At 44.8% G+C, this 24,908-nt stretch carries 23 protein-coding genes; 2 read left to right on the top strand and 21 right to left on the bottom strand.

The window, feature by feature from the left end:
- Positions 1 to 33: 33 nt before the first annotated feature.
- Genes AAKU64_RS02165 through surE form a run of 3 tightly spaced genes read right to left on the bottom strand, consistent with a single transcriptional unit; the run spans position 34 to position 2,688 of the window.
- Positions 34 to 1,011, bottom strand: coding sequence for a peptidoglycan DD-metalloendopeptidase family protein (locus tag AAKU64_RS02165; RefSeq protein WP_354361326.1), 978 nt, complete (start codon positions 1,009 to 1,011; stop codon positions 34 to 36).
- 43 nt (positions 1,012 to 1,054) lie between these two features.
- Positions 1,055 to 1,942, bottom strand: coding sequence for a protein-L-isoaspartate(D-aspartate) O-methyltransferase (locus tag AAKU64_RS02160; RefSeq protein WP_354361285.1), 888 nt, complete (start codon positions 1,940 to 1,942; stop codon positions 1,055 to 1,057).
- Positions 1,939 to 2,688: a 5'/3'-nucleotidase SurE gene (gene surE / locus AAKU64_RS02155; RefSeq protein ID WP_354361283.1), complete on the bottom strand. Its 750-nt coding sequence runs from the start codon at positions 2,686 to 2,688 to the stop codon at positions 1,939 to 1,941. The genes AAKU64_RS02160 and surE overlap by 4 nt, the downstream gene beginning before the upstream one ends.
- 108 nt (positions 2,689 to 2,796) lie before the next feature.
- On the opposite strand from surE, the gene AAKU64_RS02150 reads away from it, so the two are divergent.
- Positions 2,797 to 3,777: an NADPH:quinone oxidoreductase family protein gene (locus AAKU64_RS02150; protein ID WP_354361281.1), complete on the top strand. Its 981-nt coding sequence runs from the start codon at positions 2,797 to 2,799 to the stop codon at positions 3,775 to 3,777.
- A gap of 395 nt (positions 3,778 to 4,172) precedes the next feature.
- Here the strand turns inward: AAKU64_RS02150 and AAKU64_RS02145 are convergent, their stop codons facing one another.
- The 17 genes from AAKU64_RS02145 to AAKU64_RS02065 form a co-directional block, all read right to left on the bottom strand.
- Positions 4,173 to 5,441, bottom strand: coding sequence for a cyclic di-GMP phosphodiesterase (locus AAKU64_RS02145; protein ID WP_354361279.1), 1,269 nt, complete (start codon positions 5,439 to 5,441; stop codon positions 4,173 to 4,175).
- 211 nt (positions 5,442 to 5,652) lie between these two features.
- The gene (locus AAKU64_RS02140) at positions 5,653 to 6,453 is read right to left on the bottom strand and encodes a uracil-DNA glycosylase family protein (protein WP_354361277.1); all 801 of its coding nucleotides are present in this window, start codon (positions 6,451 to 6,453) and stop codon (positions 5,653 to 5,655) included.
- A gap of 65 nt (positions 6,454 to 6,518) precedes the next feature.
- On the bottom strand, positions 6,519 to 7,103 hold the full coding sequence (locus AAKU64_RS02135; RefSeq protein ID WP_354361275.1) for a type II secretion system protein N: 585 nt from the start codon (positions 7,101 to 7,103) through the stop codon (positions 6,519 to 6,521).
- Positions 7,104 to 7,241: 138 nt separating this feature from the next.
- Entirely contained in the window at positions 7,242 to 8,462 is a 1,221-nt protein-coding gene (gene gspF / locus AAKU64_RS02130; RefSeq protein WP_354361273.1) for a type II secretion system inner membrane protein GspF, read from the bottom strand.
- A 6-nt stretch (positions 8,463 to 8,468) separates the two neighbouring features.
- Entirely contained in the window at positions 8,469 to 9,899 is a 1,431-nt protein-coding gene (gspE, locus tag AAKU64_RS02125; RefSeq protein WP_354361271.1) for a type II secretion system ATPase GspE, read from the bottom strand.
- A 4-nt stretch (positions 9,900 to 9,903) separates the two neighbouring features.
- A complete protein-coding gene (gene gspD / locus AAKU64_RS02120) occupies positions 9,904 to 12,057 on the bottom strand; it encodes a type II secretion system secretin GspD (protein ID WP_322119100.1) in 2,154 nt (717 codons plus the stop codon).
- 29 nt (positions 12,058 to 12,086) lie between these two features.
- Complete coding sequence (locus AAKU64_RS02115; protein ID WP_354361268.1) at positions 12,087 to 12,866, bottom strand: type II secretion system protein N; 780 nt, start codon at positions 12,864 to 12,866, stop codon at positions 12,087 to 12,089.
- A gap of 1 nt (position 12,867) precedes the next feature.
- Positions 12,868 to 13,371 (bottom strand): type II secretion system protein M, encoded by a 504-nt coding sequence (locus tag AAKU64_RS02110; RefSeq protein ID WP_354330606.1) that lies wholly within the window; start codon positions 13,369 to 13,371, stop codon positions 12,868 to 12,870.
- A complete protein-coding gene (gene gspL / locus AAKU64_RS02105) occupies positions 13,368 to 14,699 on the bottom strand; it encodes a type II secretion system protein GspL (protein ID WP_354330608.1) in 1,332 nt (443 codons plus the stop codon). The genes AAKU64_RS02110 and gspL overlap by 4 nt, the downstream gene beginning before the upstream one ends.
- 50 nt (positions 14,700 to 14,749) lie before the next feature.
- Entirely contained in the window at positions 14,750 to 15,808 is a 1,059-nt protein-coding gene (gene gspK / locus AAKU64_RS02100; RefSeq protein ID WP_354361266.1) for a type II secretion system minor pseudopilin GspK, read from the bottom strand.
- Positions 15,805 to 16,476, bottom strand: a complete 672-nt coding sequence (locus AAKU64_RS02095; RefSeq protein WP_354330612.1) for a PulJ/GspJ family protein — start codon at positions 16,474 to 16,476, stop codon at positions 15,805 to 15,807. The genes gspK and AAKU64_RS02095 overlap by 4 nt, the downstream gene beginning before the upstream one ends.
- 46 nt (positions 16,477 to 16,522) lie before the next feature.
- Positions 16,523 to 16,927, bottom strand: a complete 405-nt coding sequence (gspI, locus tag AAKU64_RS02090; RefSeq protein ID WP_322119106.1) for a type II secretion system minor pseudopilin GspI — start codon at positions 16,925 to 16,927, stop codon at positions 16,523 to 16,525.
- A 2-nt stretch (positions 16,928 to 16,929) separates the two neighbouring features.
- Positions 16,930 to 17,403 (bottom strand): GspH/FimT family pseudopilin, encoded by a 474-nt coding sequence (locus AAKU64_RS02085; protein WP_354330614.1) that lies wholly within the window; start codon positions 17,401 to 17,403, stop codon positions 16,930 to 16,932.
- A gap of 8 nt (positions 17,404 to 17,411) precedes the next feature.
- A complete protein-coding gene (gene gspG / locus AAKU64_RS02080; RefSeq protein ID WP_354330616.1) occupies positions 17,412 to 17,891 on the bottom strand; it encodes a type II secretion system major pseudopilin GspG in 480 nt (159 codons plus the stop codon).
- Positions 17,892 to 18,343: 452 nt separating this feature from the next.
- Positions 18,344 to 20,194 (bottom strand): M4 family metallopeptidase, encoded by a 1,851-nt coding sequence (locus AAKU64_RS02075; protein ID WP_354361264.1) that lies wholly within the window; start codon positions 20,192 to 20,194, stop codon positions 18,344 to 18,346.
- Between the two features lie 855 nt (positions 20,195 to 21,049).
- Positions 21,050 to 23,368, bottom strand: coding sequence for a xanthine dehydrogenase family protein molybdopterin-binding subunit (locus tag AAKU64_RS02070; protein ID WP_354361262.1), 2,319 nt, complete (start codon positions 23,366 to 23,368; stop codon positions 21,050 to 21,052).
- A 206-nt stretch (positions 23,369 to 23,574) separates the two neighbouring features.
- Complete coding sequence (locus AAKU64_RS02065) at positions 23,575 to 23,763, bottom strand: DUF1289 domain-containing protein (protein WP_354334068.1); 189 nt, start codon at positions 23,761 to 23,763, stop codon at positions 23,575 to 23,577.
- Between the two features lie 235 nt (positions 23,764 to 23,998).
- Here AAKU64_RS02065 and AAKU64_RS02060 point away from each other — a divergent pair, with 235 nt between their 5' ends.
- Positions 23,999 to 24,601: a MarC family protein gene (locus AAKU64_RS02060; RefSeq protein WP_322119113.1), complete on the top strand. Its 603-nt coding sequence runs from the start codon at positions 23,999 to 24,001 to the stop codon at positions 24,599 to 24,601.
- 73 nt (positions 24,602 to 24,674) lie between these two features.
- Here AAKU64_RS02060 and AAKU64_RS02055 read toward each other — a convergent pair whose 3' ends face one another.
- Positions 24,675 to 24,863 carry a hypothetical protein gene (locus AAKU64_RS02055; RefSeq protein ID WP_322119114.1) on the bottom strand — a complete coding sequence of 63 codons (189 nt, stop codon included), beginning with the start codon at positions 24,861 to 24,863 and terminating at the stop codon, positions 24,675 to 24,677.
- Between the last annotated feature and the right edge of the window lie 45 nt (positions 24,864 to 24,908).

Here is a 24,908-nt window from a genome sequence, read left to right as displayed (position 1 = left end):
ATTCTAGCGTTGTTTCTAGTTACCGATTACTAACTACTGATGCGGCAAAAATTTAGACGGATCAACTGGCTTACCTTGCTGTCTGATTTCAAAATGCAACTTCACAGTATCACTATCAGAATCACCCATCTCGGCGATTCTCTGCCCTTTTGCAATAGTCTGTCCTTCAGTAACCAAAATGGTTTTATTGTGAGCATATGCAGAGAGCAAGGTGCTTGTATGCTTGATGATCACAAGATTACCATATCCACGAATACCGTTACCGGCATACATAACTTTGCCAGCGCCAGCAGCCATGACACTCTGTCCCAGCTTGCCTGAAATATCGAGTCCCTTATTTTTTGCATCATCAAATCCGGCGATTACTTTCCCTTCTGCTGGCCAGATCCAATCCACTACATCACTCTCTGGAGCTGTGGCTTCAATTGGTTTATCTCTCTTAGGCACAGCGACTACCGCAGCCGGAGGCACGACATCTGATTTAGCCACACCAGGAGTTGCGGGACTCACTGCGCCGGTCGAATCAAGCTTTTGCAGTTCAGCTAAATTGGCGTCTGAATATGGACGCTTATCACCCCGTGGACTGGTCTTATTGGTTGATGGATTTATTGGTGCCGCCGTAAGCGACCTCACCTCTACACCACTGGTATTGACGCTACCTGTTTGTACAGAGGTGGTTCCGTCTGGCGGCGCTACGCGTAAAACTTGATCTACTTTAATATCATTCGGATTTTTTAAGTTATTCCATGCGACCAGATCGCTATAACTTTGCCCATTGTCTAAAGCAATTCTGAATAATGTATCGCCGCGCTTAACAACATAAGTACCGCGAGTATCGGCGGGTTTTGGCACGACTTTTGATACGTCCGTAACACCTTTGGAGTCCGCTTTTATGCTGTCACTTCCGCGATCAATCACCGGGGCATTATTGGGCGTGGTACTACAAGCAGTGATAAAACCTGATAGAGCAACTGCGGGGACTAATGTGATTAATAACTTTAATTTCTTCATACTCATTGCAGATTCAATTAATTAAATAATGGATTCATCAAATTTAGATGACGCCTTGATGTAAAGGGACGAAATGACATTGCTCAAGTATCGAACTTTGCCACTCATGTTTTGCGGTACGCTGAATTAATTGTAAAACTTGTTTAGCGCCACCCACTGGTGCGATCAGGCGGCCACCAATTGCTAGCTGCTCCAATAATGCCTTTGGCACTTCCATACCTGCAGCAGCCAAGATGATACCGTCAAATGGTGCAACTTGAGGCAAGCCCAACATACCATCGCCATAATGCAATCGAATATTTGCAATTCGCATGGGGCGCAGGTTATTTTTAGCCAGTTCGTGCAGTGCTTTAATCCGCTCAATCGAATAGACCTCTTTTGCCACCAAGGACAATACGGCAGCCTGATAGCCGCAGCCAGTTCCGATTTCTAAAACACGATTGAGTTTGCCATCATTACGCATAATTTCTATCATACGCGCCACGATATAAGGCTGTGAAATCGTTTGGTGATGCCCAATAGGAAGCGAGGCATCAACATAGGCCTGGCTTGACATACCAGACTCAATAAAAAGGTGGCGTGGAATTGCCTCCAGCGCAGCTAATACTAAGCGATCTTTGACGCCTTGCTGAGCAACACGTGCCACCATTGCGCGCCGCACACCATCCGATACTAAAGGACGAGAGCTCACTACGTTGGAAGATGTCTGATCAGATTTTGTCGTTGGATTAGGATTGAGCGACGATGACCGGAGCGAATTTTTTGCCGCATCGTGTTTAGTCGCTTCATGTTTGGCGGCATTTTGCGTTGCCGTCTGGGGTGTCGCCGTTTTTACCAAATGCGCTGAAATAGATTGACGATGCGTTTGCTGCTTAGCGCTATCCATCACGGAAGACAATTGCAAGGGAAAACGTTTTTCATTTTTGGTCATGCTTCACCCGCACCAAAATCGTCTTGCAATTGCGACAGTTGTTTTATGTTGGTCAGATCAATTTGCAAAGGCGTAACCGATACATAGCCTTGCGCCGTCACAAAAAAATCTGTGCCCTCGCCTGCCTCTTTTGCTTTACCTGGTGGGCCTATCCAATAAATATCACGACCATGTGGATCTTGTGCTTTAATCACCGGCTCAGACATATGGCGCTTGCCCAGGCGCGCAGCACGGATCCCTTTAATATCCGACATAGGCAAATTAGGGATATTCACATTCAACAAATAGGGTCTGGGCAGCGCGGCAAAACCTTGCTTGACCATGTTCAGTGCTATTTTTGCCGCATCCTCAAGATGTGACCATCCTTTATCTACTTGCGAAAAAGCGATAGAAGGTATGCCAAATAAATATCCCTCAGTCGCGGCAGCTACCGTACCAGAATACAAAGTATCGTCTCCCATATTCTGTCCCTGATTAATACCAGAAACGATCAAATCCGGCTTCTCTTGCATGATTGATGTCAGCGCAATGTGCACGCAATCGGAGGGAGTACCATTCACAAAATAAAAACCATTCGACGCGCGCTGTGCTGACAAGGGTCGATCCAATGTCAAGGCGTTAGAACTACCGGAGCGATTGCTGTCAGGCGCGACCACGACAATGTCGGCAATAGATGCTAATGCATCGGCCAAAGCGACAATGCCAGGAGCGAGGTAACCATCGTCATTACTGATCAGGATTTTCATAAGAAACATTTTAACCGATGCAACATTGTAATTTGAGACAAGCGTCGGATTTTTGCGGCATAATCGCAAAATCAAACGGTCGTACTATTTTAAAGAGGAGACAAATACATGAAAGCCGTACTTTGCAAAGCTTGGGGTTTACCCGATACCTTGGTCGTAGAAGAGTTGCCAGATCTTGTTGCAGGTGCTGGACAAGTGGTGATTGATGTAAAAGCCGCCGGGGTTAACTTCCCTGATGTGCTGATCATCCAAAATAAATATCAATTTAAACCAGAACTGCCATTCACCCCAGGCAGCGAATTGTCTGGCGTGGTAAGAGCTATCGGTGATGGCGTCAGCATTGTCAAAGTCGGCGATAAAGTAATTGCGTTCATCGGTCACGGTGCATTCGCACAGCAGGTCGTAGCACCTGCGCAATCGGTGATGCCTATGCCACCGGGGATGGATTTCGATACTGCAGCAGCGATTACTCTCACCTACGGCACATCGCATCACGCAGTAGTCGATCGTGCTCAGTTAAAAGCCGGAGAAACGATGTTGGTGCTAGGCGCTGCCGGTGGCGTTGGCCTGGCAGCGATTGAAATCGGCAAAGCATTAGGGGCACGCGTAATCGCCGCGGCCTCGTCCGATGAGAAGCTTGCTATTTGCAAAGAACATGGCGCCGATCTGACGATCAATTACAGTACGCAAGACCTGCGTGAGGCAATCAAAGCGGCAACAGATGGTAAAGGGCCAGATGTTATTTACGATCCGGTTGGTGGCAACTATGCAGAACCTGCATTCCGCTCCATTGCTTGGCGCGGACGTTACTTGGTCGTGGGATTTGCAAATGGTGAAATCCCGAAATTGCCATTGAACTTAACGCTGCTCAAAGGCGCTTCTTTAGTCGGTGTGTTTTGGGGAGAATTTGCCAAACGCGAACCTAAAGCAAATCTGGCAGCAATGCGCGAATTAATTGGCTGGTTAGCTGAAGGCAAAATCAAACCACGAATTTCTGGGCGCTATGCATTAAAAGATACGGCGATTGCGTTGAACGATATAGCCGCTCGCAAAGTTACCGGCAAAGTTGTTATACAGCCAGAGAAGTAATTTTCAGTTTTTTGCATGCATAAGACTTACGCAAAGCCGCCCAGCTTCTTGCAGCGCTGAAGTAATTTCTTCGTCGCTGCGCTTTACTGGGACAATTTTGCGTAAGTCTTAATTAGAGATATCGACGCAGAACTTGCGCAAAACTCATCCATCATAAAAGAGACGGATAAGATTCCCCGCTTAATCTAGCGCAAGTTCAATACGCCAAAAATCAATATACTCCCCAATATTTTTACAAAATATGCCTTATTGCCCAGTTAATCTCTGGACGACTAAAATATACTCACCATAAGTATTATATTTACCCTGAATAGCAATCCAAATAAAAAAGCACTCAAAATGAGTGCTTTTTTTATTTGGCAACAACCATTAAGGACCGTCTCTTCAAATGCCAATCAAGCAGTGGGGGCCGTCGCATCACCAAGCCAATAACGGCTTATGTCTTTTAAACCCCACTTACTAGCATCCTCGCGGCCTACAATTTTATCTTGTGAACCAGGTCGGGCTAAATCAATCAACTCCGGCACAATATAACCTAGAGATTTGATGGAGAAAAAAACGCGCACTTTAGGTAACAATAAAGACTTACCGACTTGCTGCTCGACCACCACGCCAAGCCGTCCGGACTCCAGCCGAATTAATGTTCCGACTGGGAAGATGCCAATACTTTTTACGAAAGCCTGGAATACTTTTTCGTCAAAATGACCCTTGCTCCACTCCGCCATTTTCCGCAAAGACTCTGCCGGACACCAGCCCTGTTTATATGGACGATCAGAGGTAATTGCGTCATACACATCACAAACAGCGCCCATGCGTGCAAACAAGCTAATTTGCTCACCAACCAGGCGGTCTGGATAACCGCTACCATCCATTTTTTCGTGATGATGCAGGCAAACGTCTAAGGCAACATCACTAATGCCTTTTACTTCCAATAACATGTTGTAGCCAGCCTCTGGATGTTCTTTAACAGAGATAAACTCGTCGTCGGTCAATTTGCCTGGCTTATTCAGGATATCTGCAGGCACCATCATTTTGCCAATATCATGCAACAAACCAGCTAAGCCAGCGTCACGTATCTGGGCATCATTCAGCCCTAATTGTTTGGATAAAGCGATCATCAAAGCACATACCGCGATGGAATGCATGTAGGTGTAATCGTCTTTTGTTTTGAGGCGAACCAAGCCAATTAAAGCACCAGAATTACGCATGACTGAGGAGGCAATTTCCTCGACTAATGGCAAGGCATTCTCGACATCAACAGCATTGCCCATGCGTGCCTCATGGAACATCGAAAAAACAGCTTGCTTCGATTTGCTAACAATTTTTGCTGCGCGTCCTAGCTCTTCATCCATTGAGACACTTCGTATCTCTTTAAACGACGGCATCTGGACAGCTTCAACCGGCTCAACTGGTTTAGTGACTGTTGGTTCTACAACAATTTCTTCAGGCTCTTCATCGCTATCTTCCGCGGGATGAAAAACATCAAGTCCTTTTATCGTGTCAATCCAAGCTTCTTTGATCTTTGTGCTCAGTACCTTATTTAATACATTTTGATCTTCTAGCAAAAAAGATTTTTGCCAAAATGGGGTGTCCATCCAGGAACTGCATAACTCCTGCACATACATCCCGACTCGCAGTTGATTAGTTTCTATTTTTTTCAGCATGTTTGATCTTAGTTACACTGATTATCTCGACTGGCGATGACCTTATCTTCGGTAGCTTAGACCGAAGCAATTTTATGCAACATAAAGCAACAAATTTTCAAGTCTTAGTTTATTCCACAAATGAAGATTTGAATCAGTATCCAAGGTATTTTTGTTACGGTTATTTATCGTAATGGCAAATATAGCTAACGATCAGAATGAGTAGAGGTATTTATGCAAGACGTTTATGCAACAAGTTCATCGGGGCAAAAAAATCTTGCATATTTTTATTCCCAATAAATGACAAGTTATACGGATGCTCAGCAATCTGTTGTTGAAATAAAGATACCACTGACATCTGCTGTAATTGCTCAGCAATTTTGCCCCATAAGACCAGAACGGTGGGCTTTACTGTGGTTTGATTTTGTTGTTCGTTCAATGCCAAAAAAATGGATTGAAGAAACGGCAGCCAGGCTTTTGCATCTTTGGCAGGTGCAACATCGGATCGAAACACCAATGACGCATTCAATAACAAAAATCCTTGTGCGAGCAAATTATCTTGCAACTCTGGCAGAGATTGAATGAAGACAGAATCAGTCGCTTTAGCTTTGCTTGCGACCTCAGCAACCGCAGAAATAGAAGTGTTTTCTTGCATCAAATAGCTGCCAGTAACCAATAACATTTTAATGAAATTACGCAGCGATGTTGCACGATTCACTTTTTTGGATAAGCCGCCGCCAGTCTCTTGCGACCATAAATCTGTGACGGCACCATCCATAAAACAAAATCCGGTCGCGCTATCTTCCCGAGGATAAGGCCCCTCACCTACCAGCACATAGCGTACCGCATCAATAGGTATGGCAAATGCAGCAAATAAACGTCCCGCAGTAGGTAAAAAATGGGAGCCTGACAGATTACTCAAATACTCTGGATCTGCCGCTTTTACTGCGGCCAAGCCTTGGTACAAAGCTGGATGCCAGGATGGATGAGCCTGAGCCAAGGCATCTTGTAAAAATTGAGGAAGTGTATTCACTAATAGGCTTAGTAGACTTAAAAGACTTACCGGCCTGATTGGGCCGTATTGAGACTAATCTTCAGTTATTGCTGATTATCTGGAGGCGTTGGTGTAGAGGCTGGTTGCGGCGTTAAAACAGGTACGCCACCACTAATAGAAATACCAGGATTATTTCCACTAAAAACCTGACGACTATTTGATGGGAACGCAATTGGATTTGGCGGAGCTATGGTAGCAGCACCATTTGGACTCATCGGTGCGCTGGTAATGGTTGCTGATGGTGGCAGCTCAACTCGCTTGGAAATACCGTTTTCAGAAATCAAAATATATTGATCATAAACGGCCTTCAGCGTGACCCCTGGAGATAACTCTTGATCAATGCCAACAGCTTGAGCTGGCCTGCCATTGGCGCTGATGATGGCGACACTTTCTATTTGTCGAACAGCGAGTATCACGCCTTTTAATTGATAATTACTAGCCGCTTGTGCTACCTGACTTTGACCAAATACACTACCCCACTGGCCAGCACCTGGCTCAAATGCAGCAGACTGCATCGGTACGGCTACAGCACGTGCTTGCGGTTTAAATAAATGGATACCCCAAAAACTGAGGGACATACATAAGGTAATAAACATCAAAAAACTGACTATTAATGGGGCACGCTTCATTTCATTCCTTGCTTATGGCAGATAACTCAACTTAGTTAATCATCTAAGTTAATCGCCTTGATTAATCTACCCAATAAATTGGCCTGATTAGTCAGGATCAATAGCTTGGTAGTGTTTGCAATATCGGTGATTAAGTTGTCAGCGAACCAGTTGATTAATTTCAATAATCGGCATCAACACGGCAAGTACAATCAGTAGCACAACTACACCCATTGCCAGAATTAATGCTGGTTCCAGTAGACCAGCCATCGTCAATGCACGGCGTTCTAAATCTTGCTCCTGCGCGTTAGATGCACGCTCCAGCATCGCGGGCAGCTCTCCGGTGACTTCTCCTGCACGTATCATATGAATCAACATTGGGGGAAAGTGCTTATGTGCTGACAGCGCGCGCGCTAAGCCCACACCTTCACGTACACTGGCGGTCGCATCTTCCACTTGCTGGCGCATTGCGACATTAGACAAGGTCTCCCGACTGGTTTGCAAAGCGCGCAAAATAGGTACGCCAGAGCCAGTAGTAATCGCCAGAGTGCTAGCAAAGCGTGAGGTATTTAAACTACGTTCAAACTTGCCATATAAAGGTGCCGTTAACAACCAGGTATGCCAGCGCATTTTGACATCTGGATTCTTAAGCGCCATGCGCCAGCTCCAGAAGGCAACTGCAATCACGATTCCGACGAACAATCCATAGCTACGCACAAAATCAGATATCGCCAACATCATCACGGTCAAGAGAGGTAATTTTTGTTTTGTATTGGCAAAAACAGAGACGATCTGCGGCACCACATAGGTCAACAAAAATATCACAATCGCAAACGCAACGACCGTGACAATGGCCGGGTAAGTAAAGGCTAATTTGACTTTTTGCACCAAGGCATTGCGGCGCTCAATATAATCTGCCAAGCGCGATAATACACGCGACAAATGACCGATTTGCTCGCCGGAAGCAACCAGCGCGCAATAGATATCGGCAAAGTCATTTGGATGCTGTTTCAGACCATCAGACAGAGACGCGCCAGCCATCACCTCTGAGCGAATAGATGCAATCAAATCACGGATATAACTGCGTTCTGATTGCTCTAACAAGGCTGACAACGATTGCTCTAAGGGCAAACCTGCTTCTAACAAGCTCGCTAGCTGTCTGGTAAATAGCGCCAGTTCTACTGTAGATAAATGCTCGCCAAAAATACTACGTCGCTTCTTACCTTCTGCATCGAGTTGATTGGCAATCAGTTCAACAGTGATGGGTAAAAAATTCTGGCTACGCAAATCGGCACGCGCTGCGCGCGCACTATCTGCGTTGACCACACCTTTTTTGCTTAGTCCATCTGGATCAATGGCTTCATATCTGAATGCTGGCACGATGGTTTACTCTTTCGTTACTCGCAATAATTCTTCCCGGGTGGTAACGCCTGCCGTCAACCAACGATCGCCATCTTCACGCATCGTTTTCATACCATCTCGCTGCGCTACTATGCGGACTTCTGCCTCGGAAGCCTGATGATGAATTTGCGAACGAATTTCTTCTGTCGTCAGCAACAATTCATAAACTCCTACTCGTCCTTGATACCCGGTATGACCACAATGCTCACAGCCGACTGAATGCCAGTCCTGACCATCAAAACGTTTGCAATGGGTGCAGAGCTTACGCACTAATCGCTGTGCGATAACACCGAGTAAAGACGATGACAGCAAGAACGGTTCTATGCCCATATCAAGCAAGCGAGTGACTGCTGCCGCAGAGTCATTCGTATGCAAAGTCGCTAACACCAAATGCCCAGTCAACGACGCTTGCACCGCGATTTGCGCTGTCTCTAAATCGCGAATCTCGCCGATCATGATGACGTCGGGATCTTGTCGCAAGATAGCGCGAAGTGCCTTGGCAAACGTCATATCAATACGCGCATTAACCTGAGTTTGTCCCACGCCAGCAAGTTCGTATTCAATCGGATCTTCTACTGTCAGGATATTGGTCTTACCCGCATTTAAACGTGACAATGCCGCATACAGCGTAGTCGTTTTACCTGAGCCAGTAGGCCCGGTGACCAGCACGATACCGTGTGGCTGCGCGATCAATTTATCAAACTGTGGCAGCACATCGGGGCTCATCCCTAAGGTACTCAGATCTAACCGACCCGCCTCTTTATCAAGCAGACGCAATACTGCGCGTTCGCCATGCCCTGTTGGTAAGGTGGAGACGCGGACATCAACCGGTTTACCACCAATACGCAAAGTAATACGTCCATCTTGTGGTAATCGCTTTTCGGCAATATCTAGCTGCGCCATGATTTTAATTCGCGATACTAATGAGGCATGAATCGCTTTTTTCGGACGCACTACATCGCGCAATGAACCATCAATACGAAAACGCACTATCGAAATTTGCTCAAACGGCTCAATATGAATATCTGATGCACCGTCCCGCAATGCTTGTGTCAGCAGAGCGTTAATCATTCGAATGACTGGTGCATCATCGGCAGACTCCAGCAAATCCTCAATCGCTGGCATATCCAGCATCAGCTTCGCCAAATCTAGATCAGACTCTACTTCACCAACTACGTCAGCAGCATCACCGCCAGATCCTGCATAGGTTCTGGCGATCATTTCCAGCAAGTCTGCATGCGGCATCACGTTTAATTTAACGCGGCCAAAACGGCGCCCTACCTCAGCAATAGCGGCAGGTTTAGTTTCGGTGGATACAGCTAGTTCTACACATGCCGCTGAATCGTTCAAATCACGACAAGCAAGTACTGAAAAGTCACGGGCATACGCATACGACAATAATCGGTTCTCTAGCATGCTGTTATTTACTCTCTTTGCTTTCCGTCGCAGATTTATCACCCGGATTTACAACAGGTGTTTTAAATAACTTACCTTTTTCAATTTCCGGCAACAGACTATTCATATCAGTTCCTTTTACCGGGGCAATCTGCGTACGCATATAGTCGTAGCGATCCAGGGATACATTGCCGCTTTGTTCTGCATTACGAATCACGACTGGCCGTATAAAAATCATCAGACTTGTTTTACCGCGGGTCTTAGTTTGATATTTGAATAAATTACCTAATACAGGAATATTACTTAGCAGAGGTACGCCCTCGCTAGAATCTTCGATCGAGTCTTTCATCAAACCACCAAGTGCGATAATTTGTCCATCATCGACCAACACATTAGATTCGATCACGCTCTTGTTTGTGATTAGACCTGCACTATTCGTCGTCGTGTTGTCTACGCTTGATACTTCCTGATAAATCGACATTCTGATTGAGCCACCATCAGATATTTGTGGTTTGACTTTTAAAGACAAACCCACATCTTTACGCTCCACCGTAGTGAATGGATTTACGCCAGCACTACCGCCAGCAGAAGCAGATGTCGCATATTGACCAGTAATGAAGGGAACGTTTTGACCAACGATAATTTTCGCTTCTTCATTATCAAGAGTAATCAAAGTTGGAATTGAGAGGACATTCCCATTGCCATTGGATTCAAGAGCATGCGCCAGCGCACCTAAGCCAAGCTGGCCATTTACCTGTTTAAACAATCCCAAGGTCAAACCAGCGCCAGGCAGTGCCGATCCATTGCCTGCGATTAGCGCACCAATGTTATTGCTCGTGGTAGTTTGAAATGACGTACCGCCGCCAACGCGATAATCGCTATTGCTATTACCAGATAATCCCAACCATTGAATACCAAAATCGTTCTCTTTACTCGCTTTAATTTCAACGATTAAAGCCTCAACATATACTTGGGCACGGCGTGCATCTAACTGGTCAATAATCGTTCTCAAATTTCGATAAACGGTCTCACTTGCAGTAATAATCAAAGTATTAGTTGCTGCATCTGCCTGAATAAAACCACCTGCACCACCACTCGACAAGCTACTTTGAGAAGAGCTAGCAGTGGACGATCCAGAGGATAAGCCACTCGTCGATGACCCGCCAAGGCTAGCATTAGAGTTAGTGCTGCTACCCAAAGAACTCGCGCCGTTACTACTTGAAGATAGAGAAGAATTTCCACTGGACGGCAATGAGCTGTCTTGAGTAATAATCGAACGCAAGGTTTGAGCTAACTTCACTGCCTCTGCGTTCTTCAGATAAACCACATGCACGTTACCTGGCAAAGTAGTCGGCTGATCCAATTTAGCGATTAAGGATTTGATTAAATTGGCTCGCGCTGCTGAAGGCGCTTTAATCATGATGGAGTTAGTACGCGAATCTGCCAACAGAACAGCTTTTCCACCTTCAGCAGATGCGCCACCACTTTCAGTTAAACGAGTGACCATCGTTGCGATATCACTAGCAATTGCATTTTTAACTGGAATGACGTCGACATCATTTGACGCGGGCACATCTAATGCGCCAATTATTTTTGTAAGACGCTTTAAATTATCAGCGTAATCTGTAATAACTACGGAATTGTTCCCAGGGTTGGCATTGATCGTGTTATTAGGCGAAATCAATGGACGCAGAACAGTAACGATATTATTTGCCGACTCATAATTTAAGCGGTAAATCTGAGTAGCAATCTGATCACCTTTTAGCGATTCAGCTTGTATTGGTCCCGCTTGCAACTTGGCATCTGACTCAGGAACCACTTTTGTATAACCGTCCCCGGTGACTACCGAATATCCCTGCAAGCGCAAACTAGAAGTCAGTAGTTTGAACGCCTGATCCTTACTTAAAGGCTTTTCGGAGACTAAGTTAATTTGTCCCTTTACTCGTGGATCGATAATAAATGTCACACCAGTATAGTGACCAATTGCCTTGATCACAGATTCAATATCGGCCCCGACAAAATTAAGCGCCGCAGTATTTTGCGATGGATCTTGCGCATACGCGGGACACAAACTTAGCGTAAAACAGGCGGCCGTTATGAATGCGGCTATCGGCAATCGCTTCAAATTAGTTTGCCGACTCTGTTGGGGATGCAACACATTCTGTACTGATACGCTCATGGCAGATATTACTTTCAATAGATTTTTTCTCATTTGAACTCTAACGCTATCACATCTTTATTGCCGTCCCTACGGCGCTGTCCAAGCAAATTCAATAAATTTGCCAACCTGTCTTCTTGCCCTGTCTCTGCCATTGCCCGCCCAGAAAATTGCATATGTCCATCATACAAATTCCCCGCTCCACTTAGCAACATTGGACCCTTGATACTGGTCAATGTAATGTTCGCTGTAGAGCCTTTCCAATCCATAGTCAGCAAATAACTACCTAATGGTTTTATGGGTGATAAACGCGACGCCATTTCATTCATTTCTAAACGCATGGCGCCAATAATATCCAATTTCACGCCCTGTCTTATGAACTGCAAACTATTCCAAGACAAACGCAATTGACCGGAGGGACCTATCGTATTTAACGGGGCTCCCAGCCCCTCCAACCGCTCCGGCGGCACAATCAAACTTGAGCCACTAACGCTCCATTGACCCAGATTACCTTCTAATTTTATAGCTTGAGATAAAGATATCGGATTATCCAAATTTATATCAAGCTGCCCCAATATTATTGAGGGTGAAATACGCCAGGTAAAACGTCCTGGAAGCAAGGGAGTTAGCGGAGCATTTCCATTCGGAGCCCCTCCAATAAATGCAGAGCCGCGCCAAAAACTACCTTGGGCATCCCCTAAACTAATACGTCCCATCGTTTGCTTCTCAACCAACAGAGCTAACCAACTTGCCGGCAAAAAAATTAACACTGTAAATACCATGCTGAGAATAGCTGCAAAAACCCAAAGCAATCGACTAATCTTAAACATGTCAGAGATTATTCTTTTGCTGCTTTAAGGTGATCGTTACACTGACCTGACCACTCTCTGGCAACGCTGCTAGCTTCGCTTCTTCGACCGTTAATCTCGTTGATTTTTGCGCTTCGAGTAACCATTCCATCAAATTGGCATAGGCAACGGTAGAAATCTGAAATCTGACAACATCGTCATTCACAGATAAATTTTGTGCTTTAATGCTACGGCGAGCCAAAGATGTCTCAATCGATTCACGCGACACAGTATCTATATTTTCAGACATAGCGTTGCCGAGTTGCGCGCTTTGCTTACTCATTAAATCCATTTCTGCGACTTGCTGTCTTAATTGCGGTATGGCTTTTTGTAAACTCTGCTTACCTGATAAAGCGGGATTAATACCAATCACATAAATTAAAGCACAAACTATCGTAAGCAAGGCTAACGACAACATCCAGCGCTCCCGCGGCACACGCTGCTGCCAAAACAAAGATAAGCTTTCTACCAGCATCGAGTTTTTCATTTCAAGCCCCCTGAGCTTGCGGCAGTATTGTTTTTAGCATCAAGACTAAGACCAGTCTTGACCTGTAACAAACCATCTTTAAAGGATACTAAAGTCAAAGATTGCTCTTGTAACGCAGCTTTAAGCTGGTCCTGCTGATTAAACGAACGTGTTTTTACGAACAAACTATGTTCGCGGTATTCCATACTGAGCACGCTAGCTCCTGGGGAAGCACCACTGATTCTGTCCCATATTTGAGAGAACTGGGCAGCGAGAACAACAAAATCGTCTGGCACCGATTGTCCAGCTAGTTTTTTAGATAAACTGATTTTTTGCTGCATTTGCGCTAGCGGATCAATGATGACGGTTTCTTTAGGATAAGCAGCACGATAAGATTGCACTAGTGACGAACTCAGTTGCTGAGCCTCGCGCTTGAGTGAAAACCACTCAAAATTTATGCCAATCAAATTGATGATTAGAACCGCAGCAGCTAAACCTATTGGCCAACGCCATGCAAACAAATCAATCGCCGACGGATTTGCCAAAGCTACGCCGGCCATCAGATCTGGGCTGGCCGGAGTGAGACCAGCAATCCGGTTTTTCCATTGAATTGGCTGCAAGGTAATTCTCTGGGCAAGCTCTATATCTTTTTGTATGGCTTGTTGATAAGCCTCTATTTTTTTAGGCTCAAGATAAACAACAACACTATCTTCTGACAGAAACAACTTCAAAGTCTGTAAAACCGTGTTTAGCTCAACGTCCAATTTCTCATTCACATCAGAGCGCTGAGCTATCTCGTCAACACTCAAACCTAAACCCAAAAAATTACCGTCAAGGGAGCAAGCAGCAAACTCCAGCATATTGCCCTCCTGTTCGTACATAACGGTGGCACTATCACTGTTGTGCTCCATCGCCATTTGTACGGGATATGCAGAGATTTTTTTTGCGCCAAATAACAGCATACTTTTTGCAAGCGACTCCATCCAGTTTTTATCAACCACGGCAACTGAGCACATGCCGTTAACGACCATGGTCGATTGCAGAATTACATCTGCAGCATCGGTTGCCAACTGATCTTCTAATAAATTTGGTAAAGACTGGCGCAGTTTTGCGGCTGACATCGGCGGCACTTTAGCTTGCAACACACTGACGTCGCTAGCGGCCAACAACAATACGACTTGGCGCGCCATGCTAATCATAGTTTTTAATTGAACTAGCGTTTGATGGCCTTGTTGCTCTATTGTGCCATTATTAGAAACCAATGCAAATGGACGAGCTTGAGTCGTCCAATCGCTACCATTTTGGCCAATGATTTTTGACGGTGATAGTATGTACAGTGTACTTGCCATATTCAATTTTCTATTTTAGTGCGATACAAAATTTACCTGCATCACGACTATCAAAGCTCTCTTATCCAGATAATTTTTGTATCTATCTTGATTCGCTCGATCAAAGCACTAAAATTCAGTGTTGATCGTCCTAATTTTATCTTACCGGCAACAATAAAGTAGTTTGTTGCGAAGGATAGGTCGTTAGCAGAGACATCTGTTAATTTATCCGGGAAGCGCTGCTTAAAGTCAGTTAGGCCAAAAAACTCTGCCCGGTCACGACTTGCAATAATTGCGGCTGCATCGGATAAGGAGAGCGCTGCAATTCTTGCCGATAGTACTTCTGCCGATGCCGTATTCACGTTGATGGGCGTGGCATGCGGAAGCACCGTCACAAAATCCCTCAGTTTTAACAACATATCTGAAGTAAATCCTGGGACCGACAACACATCGTCGATCTGAGTAAAGCGCAAGAATTGTACTTCAGGAATTGCATCAGTTGACGCTTGTCCAGTATTGCTCGCACTTTTTGATGCATCTGTTGTATTCGTTACAGTAGCCGTTGAAGTATCAGCAACACTAGATGCGCTAGCAGCGCTGGTTACTATTGAGGGACCACTAGGAGCAGTTGTTTTTTTTGTTTGGGAATTAGCTACAGCAGTAGCTGTTGCAGCGGCCAGAGAGGGGTCTAGCTTGATATTGGTAAGTAAACGCTCAAATGCAATTACCTCTTTAGGGTTAATGACCCCATCCGTAGAGAGATTATTTATATTAAAACGAGACTGAGCATCCGTAATTTGACCGGATAAAGTAGCGTCAGAGGCCTCGGTATCCGCACGACCATTTTCAACATATTCATCAAGACGAGTTTCTGCCAAAGGCGTCGCCCAGGCTTCTTTAAGATGATCAACGTTACTTCCACGACCATCCTCACGCAAAATCAGACGAGCCCAATCTAAAGCACCACGCAAGACCCATTTTTTTTGCAGTTGCAGTCGTTGATTTTCAATTGAGCGAACCTGAACTTGCTGCTGCCAAAATAAACTAGCAACAATGGTGATGGCTAGCGTTGTCAGCAATAGCGCCGTCACAACGGCGACACCAGCTTGATAATGTGGCAGTTTTTTCACGCCGCCCCCAGCAAGAATACTTTTAAGATCACGTTCTCGCGCCCCAATAGCTGGAGCGATACCTCAAGCCCACTTTTCAGAGGGATGGGCTTACTTGCAGAACCTGTTGTGGCATTTTGTGATGTATCAATATCAGTGCCTGCTACCCTCCAAGTATTCTCATCCTTATTCCAGGTACGCATAGAGATGGATGCGACATCTGTTTGCAATACAACGATAGACATATTGTCAGTCTCGTTAAGGGCATTTTGCCAATCGGCATCCAGCATTTTTAAGTCACGGGTAGCGACAGACTCTCGACGACTCAAGATCCCATCTTTCAGGCGATAGGCGACTATTTGCAAGCGCAACGGTTGGTTATCATCAAACACTGTACGTATCATGTACAAGCCTTGCGGTGATGCTCGAAGACTCTCACGGGTCGCAAGCAAATCTGTCCCGGCAAGATGCGCGCTGTCGTTTTCTAACTGAGCAAAACTAATCTGCGTTCCACGAGACTGCTCAAGTTCATTGGTCAAAGTGATACGCGCCCTGACAATACTATCCAGACCACGCCAGCCGAGAACAGCAACAATCGCCAAAATAGTAATTGCGACGAGCAACTCAACCAAAGTAAAACCAACTATTTTTTTTACTTGTTTTGGTCTGTTATTAGTTGAGCAATTCATTGAAAGATCAGTCGAAAGATCAGTCGAAATGTTGAAGCGATTTTTATTAGATGGCATTGGGCACCACCTGCGTTAATTTAACAATCCTTCGTTCTGGATGATTGGCATCAAATACATAAACTTCCACTCGTCTAAACAAAGGATTTGGCGTTGCCAATACATGCTCCTCACAAACCAGATTCAACTCACCCTGAGGACAAGGGAAAGAACGCTCCCCAACGGCAGGCCATTCGGAACCAAGCCTGATTTGCGCCAATCGGTTTTCTGCTGACCAACTAGCCATCATTGCAGCCCGTAAATCATTACTATTTTGAGTCAGGCTTCCTATCGCACGCAAGCTCGCCCCTAATGCGGTCCCGACTATCACTAGCGCAACTAGAACCTCAAGCAAAGTAAAGCCTGAAGTTTTTTTCAATTGATATGGCGTCGCGCAATACGTACTCAACTTCATACCTACTCCACCACAAAATGGCCAATGCCATCTGCACGTATGACTATCTTGTCTTCCCCGACAATCATACTCAGGACAAATGGCTTATCAACTGGTTCACGACCAAATACAATCCGCAGGTCGGTAGTGTTGGCAAGTGATACTGGATCAATAGCCAGTTGAACTGGGCTCATAGAGAATTCGCGTTCGCGCAACATGTCAACATCAAGGATTGGCTCCCATGTCAGATCGTTACGTACTAAAAAATGGTACCGATTTTGATCTGCCTCGAATGCAATAGGATGGTTTCGGACAATTGCTTCTTCCCGGGCTAATTGCAACAGCAAAGCAATACGTTGCGCATCTGTTTGCAAACGCTGACGGCTACTTTGCATCGCATTGAATGACACGGCACCCAGCATAATGCCGGCGATTACCAGCACCACCAGCAACTCCAGTAAACTAAAACCTGAGTTATAGCGAGAAGAGCGCGACACGGAGAAACTTACAGATCCCACGAACCGATATCTGCATCGTTGCCAGTACCATTAGGCTGACCATCTGCGCCCAAGGAAAAAATATCAACCTCCCCTTTAATTCCAGGAGATAAATATTGGTAAGGATTACCCCAAGGATCTTTCGGGAGTTTATCGATGTAGCCACCAGTTTTCCAACCATTGGCAGCAGGGCCTGAAGTTGGTTTTACGATTAAGGCCTGCAAGCCCTGCTCAGTGGTTGGGTAACGTTGATTGTCAAGGCGATATAACTTGAGCGCTTGCATCAAGGTTGAAATATCTTGCTTGGCAGCAGCAATACGAGCATCGTCTGTGCGCCCCATTAATTTAGGCACGACTAAGGCTGCCAAAATCCCCATGATAACGACAACAACCATGATTTCAATCAGGGTAAAGCCTCGCACAATGACTTTACGAACTTGACTAGTTTGACGAATTTGAACTTGTTGGGACGAAGATGAATAGCTCATATTAGATAAAAATAACTCATTTCTACTTGCTAATGCTTTAGGGCATTGGCAATAAATTAAATCGATCAAAATTTTGAGAGCAATCAGTGCTACTGATTACTGCCAAGACTAATTTCAAAAATACATTATGCGTCACGAAAATCAATGCACCTAGATTTGTCACATTTATTTACGCGAATTTACTGTATCTGAAAAGTATTGCATATTACGTCAAATATATTTCAAAAGAATAACTATTTAGAGTCGGCGAATAAATATTACTAAGATAAGCAACTTAAGTTGCGGTCTAGTCAAAACACTCTAAAAAATTAAGCATATCAAATGAATACGTCTAGATACTCATGGCAGATTCAGTAATTAATTATTTGGACTAAAAAAAATTCCCGCTCCAATTGGAGCGGGAACTAGGAACATTCAATACTTAACCTATACAGAATTAAGTATGGTTAACCTTATTGATAAGTAGCGACCAATGACGCGCCACTTACAGCAGCATATGCACTGACTAATACATAGTAAGTCGCTGTCTTAGGTGCCGCTATCGTTACTGTCTCTGCGTTAGTAGAGCCATCAGATTTACTATCATAAGTGCTAGTAGTTGGTGCTGCGCTTGCCTTCACGTAAATATCTCCATCACCAGAACCGCCAGACAACTTGACGCTCAGGTTTTTAGCACCTGCTGGAACAACGATGGAATACAACTTAGTCGCACTCTTAGCTAAAGAAATTCCGGTGACGGCAACGCCCTTAGTTAATACTGTCGCAGTAGGAGTTGTTGTTGCGCAACTTACACCGACGGTTTTGAATGCCGCAGTAACATCAGCAACTGTGTAACCGCGATTACCCGCTGCTTTTTCTACACCACAAGCACCTTGGTTAAATGTGCTGCCCGCAGCCCAATACAGGTGATTTGCATCAGCCATCACTTCAAATGCTTTACGTGTATTCCAACCAGAAGTTGTTGCTAACAAGTAGAACGCTTTGTTGTAAACGCCACTGCTGTAATGCACATCAAGGCTGCTTGTGTAGTTAGCTGCATTATCAATGGAACCACCATCCAGTGGCGGATTGTACATATAACGTAATGCACCGCTTGCTTTAAAGATATCGACGCCAACCTTAAAGTCATTCGTCCCTTTAACATAATACTTAACTGCCTCACCAGCCATGTCAGAGAATGCCTCATTCATACCACCGGACATACCAGAGTAGGTCAGATTGGAGTTTTGCTCTGTAAAGCCATGACTGATTTCGTGACCAGTTACGTCTAATGCTGTCAATGGATAGAAAGTCGATGCACCATCACCAAAATTCATCGCACTACCATCCCAGAATGCATTTTCATAGGCAGAACCGTAATGCACTTTCATCACCAGTTTTTGGCTAATTGGACGCAAGCCTAAATAAGCTTGATACATATTGAAGACTTGATTACCAAAGTAATGAGCATCATTCATTGGAGAATAAGCACCGTTAATCGCTTTGACAGTATTACGTGGGCAAGTAAATGTTTGCAAAGTACCTGAACCAGTAGTAGCGCTATTCATGTTGTAAGTGTCAACGTTGGTGCTACTCAGCTTACAAGTAGATCCGCTGACCAATACGTCAAGGTAACCATAACCTGCAGTCGTGCCGTATTCATATTGACCGGTTTTAGCATTGCCGCCAGGTCCGGTGCCGCTTAGGGCGTGAGTCAAGCCTTCCCATTTTTCCAGCACTGCTCCTGTATTTGCATCAATGATGAAATGTGGGCGGCTTGGTTTATTTGGATTGGATGTGTCGAGGAAAGAAATCACATAAATCAATTGAGCAACATTATTTGCGCCCAATTTGACATGCAATTTAGATTGATCGTTTTCAGTGGAATTTACACGTGCTTGTGTTTTCGCCAAAGTCAGTGCCTGAGTCGCTGAGTAAAGCGGCTTTGCGGTCGGCAAATCATTAGTCAGGTTGCGCAACATTGCGCCAGACAAAGTTGGCTGAGCTGCGCCAGGAGCGACTTGCTCAACAACACCTTCACCCCAGACAGGGATACCTTGGTGAAATTGTTGATAGCGCGTAACAACTTTGCCATTAGCATAAGTCTTGCTGCGCACTGCTTGCAATTCACCAGCCGTTAGGCCAAGTAAATCACTAGTTTTCGAGCCGCCTGTCGATAAGGACTTAGGCGATACAGCCGCCGCTGGAGCAACAAAATTTTCCAGATCAACTCGTTCTGCTGCTGTTGCACTGTATGCACTAGCCACCAAAACTGCCAATAAGGTAGGACGTAAAACTTGGTTCAATTTCAAAGCTTGTTTCATCTTCTCTCCATTTTCAAATTGCCGTAGGGATTTTGTCCCCTATGAGTATTAGCCAACGCGGTAAGCGTTGAAGTAAGTCGTCGAAGTAATTCGTTGCAATAAGTCAAACTAAAAAAACAAGTGGACCAGAGTGAAGGCGTTTGATCTGTATCCCAGCAAAAACACTGAAATGGCGTTGAAGATCCGACTACGCTTATGAAAAGGATTCAACCGGCTACTGCCCAAATAGCTAAGGAACAGTTAATCAGACATCAAAACAGTTGCAAATATGCTCGTTGTTTTTTCGCGATACGAGAAAATTTGTAAATAAATCTTTACAAGAGAAAATTTTGGTAACAAAGACAAGACAGTCATTTATTCAAAAAAATGATCAGCTTATTAAAATAAAAAAATGTATTTACCTCACTTTATGTAAATTAAGTTTTTATAAAAGTAAATGAACTAATTTTAAAAAATCCAGGCTACTTAGATTTTTTAATCCGTTTTTTCAGATTTTGGTTCAGTTGAGACAACAATCTGGCCGTAATTGCGTAGAAAAAAGAAGGGAATCTTGCGAAATAGCAAGATAAGGGAGACTGTTTTTTCCAACCAGAGATCCAGATTTGCAATCAGAGCGGAATATGTACACATCGTTAATGGCAAGTAATAATTAATACTCCTGACTAGTATATTTAATCCTCCATATAAAACTTGGACAATCAGCTATTTTTATAAAAATTAAAGGGGAGTATATGAAATACTCAACAGAAAACTGGCATAAATGAAGAGAAATAGTTCTTCATTTACGCCAGCAGTTTTTTCTATACGGATTGATTAGCTTGAATTAGATCGTGCCAACAACAAGTCTGAAAATATTTAAGCTACATCCAAACGCAGAGGCAAGCTACGAAGGCGCTTGCCTGTCAGTACAAATAAGGCATTAGCGACTGCCGGGGCAATCGGTGGTGTTCCTGGCTCGCCAATACCTTCTGGCGGATTGGCACTTTTGATAATAATTACGTGGATGTCTGGAGTTTCATTCATCCGTAAAACGGGGTAATCGTGGAAATTGGTTTGCTCCACCTGTCCGTTTTTAATCGTGATATCTCCGTACAAAGCTGCGGACAAACCAAAAATAATTGCCGACTCCATCTGCTGCGTAATGATATTTGGGTTAACAGCGATCCCGCAATCCACGGCGCAAGTGACTTTGTGTACGCGAAGCTGATTGTTCTCAATCGACACTTCGGCGACTTGTGCAACGATAGAACCAAATGATTGATGCAATGCCACGCCATGCGCCCGTCCCTCTGGAGCAGCACCAGCCTTACTCACTGCCGCCTCCAGTACGGCTAAATGTCTGGGATGCTGCGTCAACAATTCACGTCGGAAATCTATTGGAGTTTTATTGGCAGCGTGCGCCAACTCATCGATAAAACTCTCTTTAAAGAACGCATTGTGAGAATGTCCTACCGAGCGCCAATAGCCTAATGGTACTGGCGTCGGCACAATCACATGAGCGATCTTTTGGTGCGGAAATTCATACGGCATATCGAACTCACCTTCTGCCGTTGTTTTATCAGGACCACCTGCAGGCAAGCCAAATGTGCGTTGCATCACTTGATGTGTGACAGAACCAGAAGCAGATTTATTGTCATAGGCGGCAATTTTTCCACTTCCATCAACGACCGCTGCAAAGCGTGCAATTGCGGCCGGACGATACATATCGTGGGTAGTATCTTCCTCGCGGCTCCAGATCAATTGAACTGGCGCACCTTTCGTTTCTAAGGCGATTTTTACGGCTTGGATCACCATATCAACTTCTAGCCGGCGTCCAAAACCGCCACCCAAATAGGTCATATGCAGATGCACATTATCGGAAGAGATATTGGCGATCTTAGCTGCAACGCCAACGGCAATACTTGGAACCTGAGTCGATGCCCAGATTGTTAATTTTCCATCCTTAAACTGGGCGGTGCAATTCATCGGCTCCATCGTGGCATGCGCTAAAAACGGTGCACGATACTCTGCCTTAATCAACTGATCTTTGGCTGTCGCAGCAGCAAACCCAGACGCGGGATCACCAACTTTATAATAAGTAAAACCAGATTCGGTATCCAGTTGATTACTAAGTTCTTTAAATATGCCAGCACTAGACAAACCTGCATGTGCACCGGGAAGCCACTCTACCGGCAATGCCAGCAAGGCTTTTTTTGCCGACCAGTAATTTTTAGCCACCACAGCAATGCCAGCGACAATATGCTCTTGACCAGGACTGGAGAAGTCCACAACATGCATCACTCCAGGCATAGATTTCACCGCATCGGCATTGAAGTTTTTAATACTGCCGCCAATGGTCGGACTCATCTTTAGCGCGGCATAAAGCAAACCCGGCGGTCTTACATCAAGACCGAATACCGCACTACCATTGACCTTGGACGCTGAATCGGTACGCGCTTGTGGCGTTCCAATTACCTTAAAGTCTTGTGGATTTTTTAAGCGTATTTCGCCAGGCTCAGTTTGAGATGCCTTCTGCGCTAAATCGCCATAAGTGAGGCTTTTGCCTGATGAATGGATTACTTTGCCATCAGAGGTGTGACATTGCTCTGGTGGCACGGCCCATTCTTTTGCTGCTGCAGCTACAAGCATCGCGCGTGCGGTGGCACCTGCTTCACGCAATGGACCCCAAGAATCTTTGACACTCGATGATCCGCCTGTTAATTGCAAACCCAACTCGCGCGCAAACTTACCTGTCATCCATACCGCTGTCCGCTTTAATACGCCGGTGTCATCGGGATGAAATGGCAAACCATCGGCCATGACGACAACGTTTCCATAAATTTTATCGATGGGAGCGTACATCGTTTTGATGCTAGGCATGCCGATATCTAATTCTTCCGCAATTAACATCTGCAAAGCGGTATGAATACCCTGCCCCATCTCACTCTTATGCAAGGCAACCGTAACCGTACCATCTTTAGCAATCTTGATCCAACCATTCAAGCTTACTTCGTCATTCATCACAGGCAAAGCGCTGCTACCGTTTTGACGTTGCCGTGTCGGCATCACACCCCAACCAACCACAAGCGCACCAGTGACGCCCAAGCCGCCCAAGACAAAACGACGACGCGACTTGTTTTTGGGTGCTGCTGCAGTTATTGCTTTGGATGTTGATCCCAGCTCAGGCTTTGTCATTGCTATGTCTCCATAATTTGATTATGTTTTTTTGGAACTTACGCAAAATTATCTAAGCTGCGTTGCAGTTCCTATGTTGAAGTACTAAGTGAAGTCCCAAGTGAAGTACTAAGAACTAAATTACAGCCCTCGTCGCCACTCCTTGCTGAGGCGGTTTTTCGTAAGTTTTATTGTTGATTAAAGTTAGCACAGATAAAACACAGCGTTTATTTATTCCGCCGCGGATACCCCTCAGACAATATGCGGCTCCATACAATTTCTTTTTGCTCTTGTGACATGAAAACCCACTCAGCAACCTCTGCCACTGTGCGACCACAACCGCGACATACATCGTCAAATGTAGTGGAACATACTGCAACGCAAGGGGTATCAGGTCGTTCTTTATTTTCAAACATAATTATTGCCATTCAAAGTCAAACTTAGTGATTTTAGTCCGTCTACATATACAAGCATCATCCAACTGGTCATTTACCAGCAAGGACACAACAGTCAGAGCGTAATGTAAAGACTCGGTACTCGTTATTTATGACGAATAATAACGCGCTTTCTAAAATTGTCTTGTGGCACCTCGTCAATTCACTTACGATGCCTTACAGTCCATAGAACACCATCAAAGCACGCTAAAAAATTATGACCAAAGACTTTTTTCAATCTTTTATTTTACTGATACTGGTCACTGATCCGTTCGGTAACGTCCCAATTTTTGTCAGCGCACTGTCACATGTTTCGCCAGAGCGTCGCTGGCGTGTCGTAGTCAGAGAATGTGCGATTGCCTTTGCCCTGTTATTACTATTTATGTTTTTTGGTAAGCATTTTTTAACAGCGATGCAACTCTCGGATGTATCACTGCGTATCGGTGGCGGCGTAATTTTATTCTTGATCGCATTACGTATGGTGTTTCCGCAAGAAGGCGGTATTTTTGGCGATGTGGAAGACGATCACGAACCCTTCATTGTGCCGTTGGCTATTCCTGCATTAGCAGGTCCCTCTGCTCTAGCAACCGTATTATTATTTTCGTCCGATAGCAAAATGGACGTCGCCGTACATCTAGCGGCACTCACCGCAGTAGCCATAGTCTGGCTCATTGTTTTACTCAGTGCAGAACAGATGCAACGGGTATTAGGCAAGCGTGTAATGACAGCGTTTGAACGTTTGATGGGATTGATATTGACAGCAATGTCAGTAGAGATGCTGCTAGCAGGAATACGCGATTATCTGAAAACTTTATCTTGACGCACAAGATTCAAAGTCAAGATTAAAGGCAGAGATGAGCGTGGAAATTAAACGTAAAATAAAATCCGACAACTCAAAATACAAACTCAGCAGATGAAGGTATCAGAGCTAAATTATGTGCAGAATAGCGCAATTGCAACTCTGCATTTTGCGCGAGACCTTGCTCTACATTTTGCGCAAATAACTTATTATTAAAAGTAAAGTAACCGAGCAAAAACAGCAGCAAAGCGATAGCGAACTGTTTGAAAAATCGTCGATTCATATTGTCATCCTTACCTACTCAATTAACTACCTACTTAGTTATCTA

The organism is Undibacterium sp. GrIS 1.8, from assembly GCF_040544445.1.
Taxonomy (GTDB): domain Bacteria; phylum Pseudomonadota; class Gammaproteobacteria; order Burkholderiales; family Burkholderiaceae_D; genus Undibacterium.
This window is presented reverse-complemented; position numbering and strand designations above follow the sequence as displayed.